Source organism: Pelorhabdus sp. sgz311002, from assembly GCF_056134285.1.
Genome location: NZ_JBWBCL010000005.1, coordinates 216,262 through 224,836, shown reverse-complemented (window position 1 = coordinate 224,836; position 8,575 = coordinate 216,262). Strand labels below are relative to the sequence as shown.

The following is an 8,575-nucleotide window of genomic DNA, read 5'->3' as shown; positions in this document are numbered from 1 at the left end:
AGTGACATCTCCTAATGGGTAATCTGTATTTTAAGCTGGCAGGCTTATTTACAGATTACCACGTTAGGGCTCACCGCTTAAGCTCTCTGGAACCACGCGACTATCGCGTGGTTTTCTTTATACAATAAAAAATATAACCGCAAAAATGCGGTTATAAAGGTAAAATATTGTCATTCGACTTATAAAAAAAGCGTAGCATACGCCGGAAAGGCTTTGGCACAGTCATCACATATATCCGCAATTTCACTGCTATCCACTCCTTACAAGTTGCTTTGCTTTACTTTATGCCCCACCGTAGTTTTTCGTGCTTATTTAGTGTTGCACTGATCTTCAAAGCGTTCCAATACAAAGCAGAAATCAGACAATCGATTTAAATAGACAGGTACAAAAGAATTGACAGTCTCCACCTTACTTAGGCGAAGCACCTGGCGTTCTGCCCGTCTTGTAACAGTTCGCGCTACATCTAGCAAAGCTGACGAATGAGCATTGCCTGGAATCAAAAAGCTCGTCAACGGCGGCAACTTTCCCTCAAAAGAATCTATAGCCGTCTCAATATCATGAATATCAGTTTCCGTAATATAAGCAGTATCCTCACCTAAACTAGCCAAATCAGCCATAAGCGACATAAGCTTCTTTTGTAATACAAAAATGGCCTCTTTGACCGAACTATCACTGCATTGACTTCTAGCCAAACCTAAGAAAGAAGTAATTTCATCAACAGATCCATAAGCTTCCACCCGCAGGCTATCTTTATCAACTCGTTCGCCAGTATATAATCCGGTAGTTCCTTTATCACCTGTTTTGGTGTATACCTTCATCACTTTCTACCCCTTTGTCTTATAAAATAATTTCTTGCTCTGTAAAGTAAATCGCAATTTCCCGTTGGGCGCTTTCGACACTATCAGAGCCATGAATGACATTACGGGACATCTCTGTGGCAAAATCGCCACGAATCGTACCAGGCTGACTATCCACCGGGTTGGTTTTTCCCATCATAGTTCTTACAATAGCAACAACATCATGTCCAGAAACAACCATAGCAACAATCGGCCCTGACGTAATAAAAGAAACGAGGTCTGAAAAAAAAGGTTTCCCTTTATGCTCCGCATAATGATCATAAGCCTGTTCTTTCGTAAGTTCCAACAGCTTTAAAGCATTAATGGCAAGACCACGCCGTTCAAAGCGACGAATAATTTCGCCAATTAAGCCTCGGGCTACCCCATCAGGCTTTACTAGTACCAAAGTTTGTTCCATCTTGTTCATCCTTTCTGCTAAAAAAACTATAAAGAAGTAAAAAAAGTTCTTCTTGAATGATGGATATCACTCAAGAAGAACGAGAACTAGCGAATCCGTTTTGCCTGTTCTTCCAATCGAGCAATCCGTTCTCTTGTCGCTGGATGTGTGCTGAAAAGATTCATCAGCCAATCAGCTTTGCCGCTAAAGGGATTCACAATAAACATGTGCGACGTAGCCGGCGTTGCTTCAGGCAATACACGATTTTGCGCATAATATTCGATTTTTTCCAAGGCTTTAGCCAATGCTAAGGGATTACCGCAAAATACACCACCAGCCTCGTCCGCCAAATATTCGCGCGAACGAGAAATCCCCATCTGAATCAAAGTCGCCGCTAAGGGAGCAAGAATCACCAGAAACACAAAATTCAAAATACTGGCAAGTCCATTCTCGCCTTCCTCATCATTTCGACCCATGCCAAAAAAAGCCGACCACTGAGCAATATTAGCAATCATGGTAATAACACCAGCTACAGATGCAACCACGGTGCTAATCAACGTATCGCGGTGCTTTACGTGTCCTAATTCGTGAGCTAAAACGCCCTCTAATTCCGGCAACGTTAACGCACGCATAATTCCTGTGGTTACCGCAACAGCAGCATGTTCAGGGTCTCGGCCTGTTGCAAACGCATTGGGAACATCTGTGTCCATAATATAGATTTTCGGCATCGGCAAAGCTGCTCTCTGCGCAAGGCCAGAAACGAGGCGAATTAAATCAGGCGCCTCGGAGGCGTTTACTTCCCGCGCCCCATACATATTCAAAACAATTTTATCACTGTACCAGTAACTGGCAAAATTCATTAGAATCGAAATTACAAGCATAATAGTCATGCCTGCCCGACCGCCAAACAAGGCGCCTACAGCCATCAAAAGCCCCGTCATAGCCGCCAGTAAGATCACAGTCTTGAAGTTATTCATAGTTGTTCCCCCCTGTCTTTTCAGACAAATCTATGCAAATTAAAGAATAGACAGTTCATGTGCGATTCCTTGTCAATCACCTCCTCCATAGAAAAAGGTAAATTTTTAATAATATTATATACTGAAACGACAGGGAAAACAACTAATTACAGCCTTCTAAGCGCTTTTTCACAGCGGCGAGCATAAGTTGACTATTTTCTTTGACCTTATATTTTAATAAAGGATGAAGCAGTCCGGCAAGCATAGGGATGCCAAATTCAAAGTCAACCGTAAGTTCCACCAGCGTACCGTTTTCTTGTTCACAGAGCTGCCAAGCACCTTGAAATCGTTTCAAATCTCCAGCAATTTGCTCATACTCAATTCGCCAAAGCTCCTCGCGAAAAAGGTCCCTTTCGGTCCAACAAATCATCCTGCCATCAACATTCGAAACCCATTGACTAATCGTTATGGGTTTCCGCTTTTCTAAAATAGTAACACGAACCAAATTGGGCATAAATTCAGGATATTTTTCCATGTCACTTAAAACAAGATAAAGTTCTTGTGGTGAAGCAGTGATTTCCTGACTGACTTTTACACAAGGCATAATCATCCCTTCTTTCACGATAAATCTTGCAAAATTCCACGAACTTCTGCCAGGCTATCATAAAAAATTTCGATAACCTGGGCAAGTAGTTCATAGGAAATAATAAGAGGCGGCTCTAACCGCAGTACTTTTGGATTATTTAAAGTATAGGCCGCCAGCACGCCACGCGCCATAAGCGCCGCCATAAGCGCCCCACCTTGTCCTTCTTGAAAAAATTCGACTCCGATCATCAAGCCACGCCCACGAACATCATAAATAAGATCAGGATACTGCTCTTGCAAGGCTCGTAGCTGCGCCAATAAAAATTCTCCCTTTTCTTTACTTTGCTGACAGAGATTTTCTTCTTTTATTACACTAATGGCCGCTAGCGCTGCAGTTGCCGCCAAAGGATTCCCGCCAAAGGTAGACGTATGTAATAAAGGATGCTCCACGTAAGGCTGCCAAACCTGCGGCGTCGCCGTAAATGCCGCTACAGGCATCACCCCCCCGCCCAAGGCTTTTGCTGTTGTAAGTATATCTGGTTCAACCTTATAATGATTTACAGCAAACCATTCGCCAGTTCGCCCTAAGCCAGTCTGCACTTCATCACAAATCAATAAAACGCCTTTTTGCCGGCAAAGATTACTCACAGCCAATAAATAATTATCGGGAGGAACAATAATGCCCCCTTCACCTTGAATGGGCTCTAGTATTACAGCAGCGACTGAATCATCTAGCGCTTCTTCTATAGCTAACGCGTCACCAAAAGGAACATGAATAAACTCCTTTAGCAAGGGTTTAAAGGGATCGCGAAATATTGCACGCCCCGTAGCACTCAGTGCCCCAAAACTTTTCCCATGAAAAGCGTTGTGAGCGGCAATAAACGTACTGCGCCCTGTAGCAAGACGCGCCAATTTTAAAGCGCCCTCGACCGCCTCCGCACCGCTATTGCAAAAAAAAGAGTATTGCAAATTTCCCGGCATAACTTCGGCCAGCAAGGCCGCTGCTTCACCTAGAGATCGACTAAAAAAGACCTTGCTAGATAAAGGCATCACGTCTAATTGCTTTTTGACTGCTGACACAACTGCCGGATGACGATGCCCTAAACTAAAAACCCCATAGCCACCTAAACAATCAATATAACGCTTTCCCTGATGATCTGTGACAAAACAACCACTAGCACTGCATTCTACCTTATCTAGACCGAGATACCGAAATAACCGTGCCAGCGAAGGATTCAAAAACTGTTCATACTGCGAAATTGTTTCACCAACCCATTCTTTGTCCATCTATTTGCCTCCCTACTAGTATCAAGTTCTACTTATTCTATTTGTATTGTCCAAAAAATAAATCATGACAAAATAAAAACTCCGCATTTAGCGGAGTTTTTATGAAATCACAGTATAATTCAGTCAGTTCAGATGAAAAAAGTCATCAGATCCAACCGGTTTGACTAAAGTAGGCAGAGGATGAGAAAGTCCTTGTTTTTCCTTAACAAGCTTTGCTGTTTCAAGAATCCAAGACAAATTACAAAAATCGCTATTGTCACCAATACAACTCACGCTATTACACTGAGGATTGCTACAGGCATACCATTGTAAAGTTTCCTGACTTGGCGATAAACTTTTACGGGGAAGCATTAAACTCTGGCATTTACGGCAAAGGATCTTAGTTGATGAACGAGCAGTACTCATGAACTCATAGCCTCCTTATCTATTTGGGAATAGCAAACACTCGAAGTTTACATGGTAGAAAACGCTTTAGACTTAAATTAAGCGAATATGGAGTTTCTCCGGCCGCGCCTATGGAGCAAGCGTCGAATCGCTACCGCCTGTTCCGCTTGCAGCACAGCGTAGCAAGTTTTAGACGTGCCCTGCTGGTAAGCAATCAGCAAAAAAGGATATTCCTTACTCAGTTGCTTTGAATACAGACCTAAAGCAGCAACAGCATTGCGTTGCAATGATTGTAAGGAAGTAAGCTGAACTGATAAAATATTGGAATAGGGCACAGTAATATGGCGCAGCATCAGCAAGCGATTTGTATCATCAAGTAGCAAAAAAGCTGGCAAAGGGTCACGAAAAACTATAGCAGGATAAGATCCCCAGTAATAAACCCGAAATAGCTCTCCCCGCTTCGCAGTTGCTGAACGCAGCCGGATTACAAAAAAGAATATGACTAATGAACTGGCGCCTAAAAGCAATAGCAGCATTTTCATCATTCCTTCTTCGTTTAATATTATAATTTCTACAAAAAACTACAAATTCCTCTGGTTTTTTATTTTTATTTTGACATTTTTTTCACATTAAAAAGCTTACACTAACAATAAGTCTTTTTAATAAAGTCTCATTTATTTCATCACTTAGGAGGAAGTCTCTTGCATATAACCTTTGACGAATATATCTATTACGGATTACTCATAACCATCTTAAGCCTTTACCTTCGCTTATATGTAAAAAATCGTCATGAAATAAAAAAAGACAAAAAAGCAATTTCCCGTTGGGGCATTGTTTGCTCTTTTGCCGTAATTGGTATTATGGGATTTTTCTTTCACCTGATTGCCTGGCCCGCAGCACTCCTTTCCAGCGTTGCCGCTTGCGCGATTGCTTACTATGTGATCTTTATAAAATATCCAGTATAAAAAACTTCTCTCATTACACAATATGAAACTCAGCAGAACTTCCATTTTTAAACGCCTGAACTTCCAACCTGGCGTCAACTGAAGCTTTCAGCTCTGGTACATGCGAAATAATTCCAACTAAACGGCCCGAGTGTTGTAATTCCATAAGCGTTTCAATCGCACTATCAAGCGATTCAGGATCAAGCGTACCAAAACCTTCGTCAATAAACATCGTTTCAATATGAATTCCACCGGAGTATGACTGTACTACATCAGCAAGCCCCAAAGCCAAAGCCAGAGAAGCCTTAAAGCTCTCTCCGCCTGATAAGGTTTTTATATGACGAGTTCGACCTGTATAATAATCAAACACCTCAATTTCGAGACCACTTTGGCCATTTCCTTTCCCACGCGACGCAATACGACGCATCAAATAACGGCCTGCCGTCATCTTTTTCAAGCGTAGATTGGCTGCAACTATAATATCTTGAAAAAAAGCCGCTAGTACATATCGTTCAAAACTCAGTTTTTCCTGGTTGTCGCCTTTGGCAACTCGTGCTAAATGACCGACAACACTAAATTCTTCCTCGATATTTTCAAGCGCCTGCCAAAGTTCACCGAGTTTTAAGAGTTGTCTTTCGTTATTTTGTAAACGGAAGGCAACTTTATTTTTTTGAACCAAGAAAGCTTCTCGCTCTGATTGCATAAAAACCTTCTCCTGCTGTAACAGAGCAATATCAACCACTTGAACCCCTTGCGTCTCATATTCTAAGCGAATTTTATGTTCTTGCGCCGCTCGCAAATCTAATTCATAAGCACGAACCGATTCTTCGAGTTCTTGAATTTCTTGCGGCGTTCGTTGCGCTTGTTCATACATCTCATCTGAAAGAAAATCGGCTGCTTGCAAAGCTGCCTGCCATTGTAAAGCGGCTGCCGTAAAAGCAGTTTGGGCCTCGAATAATGCCTCGTCCGCCTGCTTTTGCTCCGTCTCTGCCTGCGCCCTTTTTTGATCAGACTGACGAAAAGCTTGTTCCGCTTTCGCTAACGCAGCCTTTAAAGTTTCTTGCCGTTTTTGAATTTCCGTTATTTTAGCTTCTAACAGAGCAAGAGAACGAAACTGCTCAGGCACTTCCGATCTAAGAGTTTTAAATAAAGCTTCCTTCGTCTGAACCTGCCCCAAAAGCTGCGAATGCCTTTGATCAAGTTCACTAACCTGCTGCTCTTGTTTATGGATGGCCTGCTCGCTCTGCTCGATGCTTTGTCTAAGCCTCTCACTTTGTTGTTTACAAGTGCCAAGATGACCAAGTTCTTCTACGAGCTGCTGAATTTCAGCAGGCCATAACTGACTTTTCTCAGCAATAAAACTTGTTAACTGCTCTTGTTGATAATCAAGCAGTTCAGGTCCTTCTAGCGCTGCCAATTCTTGCAAATACTCATCAACTTGTTTTTTTTGCCTTATGCCCTCCGCGTAGTTTTGCTCAAAAGCAATCCGGCTCTGTTCTGCCGCTTCACGCAAAGCCTTACTTTTATCAAAAAGACTTTTCACATGATCTTCCGATGGCAAATCTCCGTGAAAAACAGTCGGATTAGGATGATGGGCAGAGCCACAAACTGGACAAGGCTCACCCGCTTGGAGCGACTTAGCTAATAAAGACGCCTGCCCCGATAAAAACAGACGGTACTGTTCATCATAGAGCGTCTGACAAGCTTCATAGCGTTTTTGCGCCGCATCTCGATCATTGCGCTTTATTTTATAAGCAGAGCGCAGTTTTTCTAACTCAGCTTGCGATTGACTCCATTTGTTCAGCCACTGCAATCTTTGCTCTTTATGATTCTTCTCTTCTATTTTTACAGCTCGCGATTCCAGCTTTAATCGCATTTTTTCTAGTAAAGCTTTATTGTCTTTTAATTGTTCTTTATCGCTTTCAATAATTTTCTTATTTTGAGTTAGCTGCTGTTCCTGCAATCGCAAAGTTTTCTGTTCTTCAGCCAGCTCTTTTTGCGTTATAGCAAGTTGCTCGAGTTTCTCTCGTAACGAAGTGAGCTGAGTTTCTTCAATAAGCAATTCCCGGCAAAGCACTTCATTTTTTAGAGTTTCGTTATAATGAGCTTCTGCTGCTTGAAAGGAAAGGAGAGACTCCTTGTGAGCCGCCGACGCTTGCACGCCTCTCATTGTTTTGATCTTTTTATCATCAGCACAGCGAGTTAGATATTCCTTTTGTGGCAAAATAGTCAAAGCTTTCCGCGCTTGCTTCAATAATATCTCTTGTGATTTTTTTTGCGGTTGCAGTACTTCTAGTTCAGCCAATTTCTGCTTTGCCTCAGTCAATTCTGCCAATTTTTGATTTAAACTTTCCGCCTGAAAAATCAACTTCTCTTTCTCTTGCAAAAGTCGTTCCTGCTCTTTGATTTGCTGATCAACACCTGACAAAGTCTGCCGATCTGTCTCTAAAGCAAGTTTCAGTCCGGTAATCAAAGCGGGAGCTTGCCAGGATTCTCCCTCTACTAAATCTGTTAAAACAGCATGATCGGTTACATCAAGCTTGGCCTTTGCTTCACCTAGTTTAATTTTAATTTCCTGAACAGACTGTAATAAAGCTTTCGCTTTTTCTTCTAAGCTCTGCTGGACTTGACGAAACCCTTCCGTACCAAATATCTTTTGCAGGATTTCCTCTCTCATTTTACTATCAGCCGTCAAAAGCTCGCGAAATTCTCCTTGCGGAATCATAATAATTTGCTTAAATTGATCATAGGTAATCCCTAAAAGCTGCAAAATTTTTTCATTTACTTCTTTAATACCACAAACGCTCTCTTTGGCATCGCCAGAAAGTTTCTGCAGCTCAGCCTCAGCATTTTGATCCATAAGACCTTCGCCACGCAATCTTTTCCGTTGCTGTTTCGGTACGCGACGAATATAGTATCTTTCCCCTTTTAGCTCAAATTCCAGTTCCACCGCTGTAAGTATATCTTCGCTGGCAAAATGACTGCGTAGACTTTCGCCGTCACGATCTTGGCCACTAGCCTTTCCATACAGACCATAGGCAATCGCATCAAGAATTGTTGTCTTGCCGGCCCCGGTGTTGCCGCAAATGACAAACAAATTTCGTCTGCCTAACAGGGTAAAATCAATTTCTTGCTGAGACGCGTAAGGACCAAACGCTGTCATAGTCAATTTCAGTGGCCGCATCG

9 protein-coding genes are annotated in these 8,575 nt (G+C 42.3%); 1 reads left to right on the top strand and 8 read right to left on the bottom strand.

Annotated features, from left to right (window positions below; all coding sequences use genetic code 11):
* Positions 1–308: 308 nt before the first annotated feature.
* The 7 genes from AC0NJP_RS10450 to AC0NJP_RS10420 form a co-directional block, all read right to left on the bottom strand.
* Positions 309–818: a cob(I)yrinic acid a,c-diamide adenosyltransferase gene (locus tag AC0NJP_RS10450; protein ID WP_474040459.1), complete on the bottom strand. Its 510-nt coding sequence runs from the start codon at positions 816–818 to the stop codon at positions 309–311.
* Between the two features lie 19 nt (positions 819–837).
* Positions 838–1,254 (bottom strand): nucleoside-diphosphate kinase, encoded by a 417-nt coding sequence (gene ndk, locus AC0NJP_RS10445; RefSeq protein ID WP_474699761.1) that lies wholly within the window; start codon positions 1,252–1,254, stop codon positions 838–840.
* An 86-nt stretch (positions 1,255–1,340) separates the two neighbouring features.
* Entirely contained in the window at positions 1,341–2,210 is an 870-nt protein-coding gene (gene htpX, locus AC0NJP_RS10440; protein WP_474699760.1) for a zinc metalloprotease HtpX, read from the bottom strand.
* Positions 2,211–2,352: 142 nt separating this feature from the next.
* Positions 2,353–2,793, bottom strand: a complete 441-nt coding sequence (locus tag AC0NJP_RS10435) for a type II toxin-antitoxin system RatA family toxin (RefSeq protein ID WP_474699759.1) — start codon at positions 2,791–2,793, stop codon at positions 2,353–2,355.
* A gap of 14 nt (positions 2,794–2,807) precedes the next feature.
* Complete coding sequence (locus AC0NJP_RS10430; protein ID WP_474699758.1) at positions 2,808–4,061, bottom strand: aspartate aminotransferase family protein; 1,254 nt, start codon at positions 4,059–4,061, stop codon at positions 2,808–2,810.
* A 123-nt stretch (positions 4,062–4,184) separates the two neighbouring features.
* Positions 4,185–4,466 carry a hypothetical protein gene (locus AC0NJP_RS10425; RefSeq protein WP_474699757.1) on the bottom strand — a complete coding sequence of 94 codons (282 nt, stop codon included), beginning with the start codon at positions 4,464–4,466 and terminating at the stop codon, positions 4,185–4,187.
* Positions 4,467–4,543: 77 nt separating this feature from the next.
* On the bottom strand, positions 4,544–4,981 hold the full coding sequence (locus AC0NJP_RS10420; protein ID WP_474699756.1) for a hypothetical protein: 438 nt from the start codon (positions 4,979–4,981) through the stop codon (positions 4,544–4,546).
* A gap of 165 nt (positions 4,982–5,146) precedes the next feature.
* On the opposite strand from AC0NJP_RS10420, the gene AC0NJP_RS10415 reads away from it, so the two are divergent.
* Complete coding sequence (locus AC0NJP_RS10415) at positions 5,147–5,410, top strand: hypothetical protein (protein WP_474040222.1); 264 nt, start codon at positions 5,147–5,149, stop codon at positions 5,408–5,410.
* Positions 5,411–5,423: 13 nt separating this feature from the next.
* On the opposite strand, the gene AC0NJP_RS10410 is transcribed toward AC0NJP_RS10415, so the two are convergent.
* Positions 5,424–8,573: an AAA family ATPase gene (locus tag AC0NJP_RS10410; RefSeq protein ID WP_474699755.1), complete on the bottom strand. Its 3,150-nt coding sequence runs from the start codon at positions 8,571–8,573 to the stop codon at positions 5,424–5,426.
* Positions 8,574–8,575 lie beyond the last annotated feature (2 nt).

Bases quoted from the DNA above. Each gene is read 5' to 3' on its own strand.
- AC0NJP_RS10450 (WP_474040459.1), bottom strand. From the start codon at position 818: ATGAAGGTATACACCAAAACAGGTGATAAAGGAACTACCGGATTATAT.
- ndk (WP_474699761.1), bottom strand. From the start codon at position 1,254: ATGGAACAAACTTTGGTACTAGTAAAGCCTGATGGGGTAGCCCGAGGC.
- htpX (WP_474699760.1), bottom strand. From the start codon at position 2,210: ATGAATAACTTCAAGACTGTGATCTTACTGGCGGCTATGACGGGGCTT.
- AC0NJP_RS10435 (WP_474699759.1), bottom strand. From the start codon at position 2,793: ATGCCTTGTGTAAAAGTCAGTCAGGAAATCACTGCTTCACCACAAGAA.
- AC0NJP_RS10430 (WP_474699758.1), bottom strand. From the start codon at position 4,061: ATGGACAAAGAATGGGTTGGTGAAACAATTTCGCAGTATGAACAGTTT.
- AC0NJP_RS10425 (WP_474699757.1), bottom strand. From the start codon at position 4,466: ATGAGTACTGCTCGTTCATCAACTAAGATCCTTTGCCGTAAATGCCAG.
- AC0NJP_RS10420 (WP_474699756.1), bottom strand. From the start codon at position 4,981: ATGCTGCTATTGCTTTTAGGCGCCAGTTCATTAGTCATATTCTTTTTT.
- AC0NJP_RS10410 (WP_474699755.1), bottom strand. From the start codon at position 8,573: ATGCGGCCACTGAAATTGACTATGACAGCGTTTGGTCCTTACGCGTCT.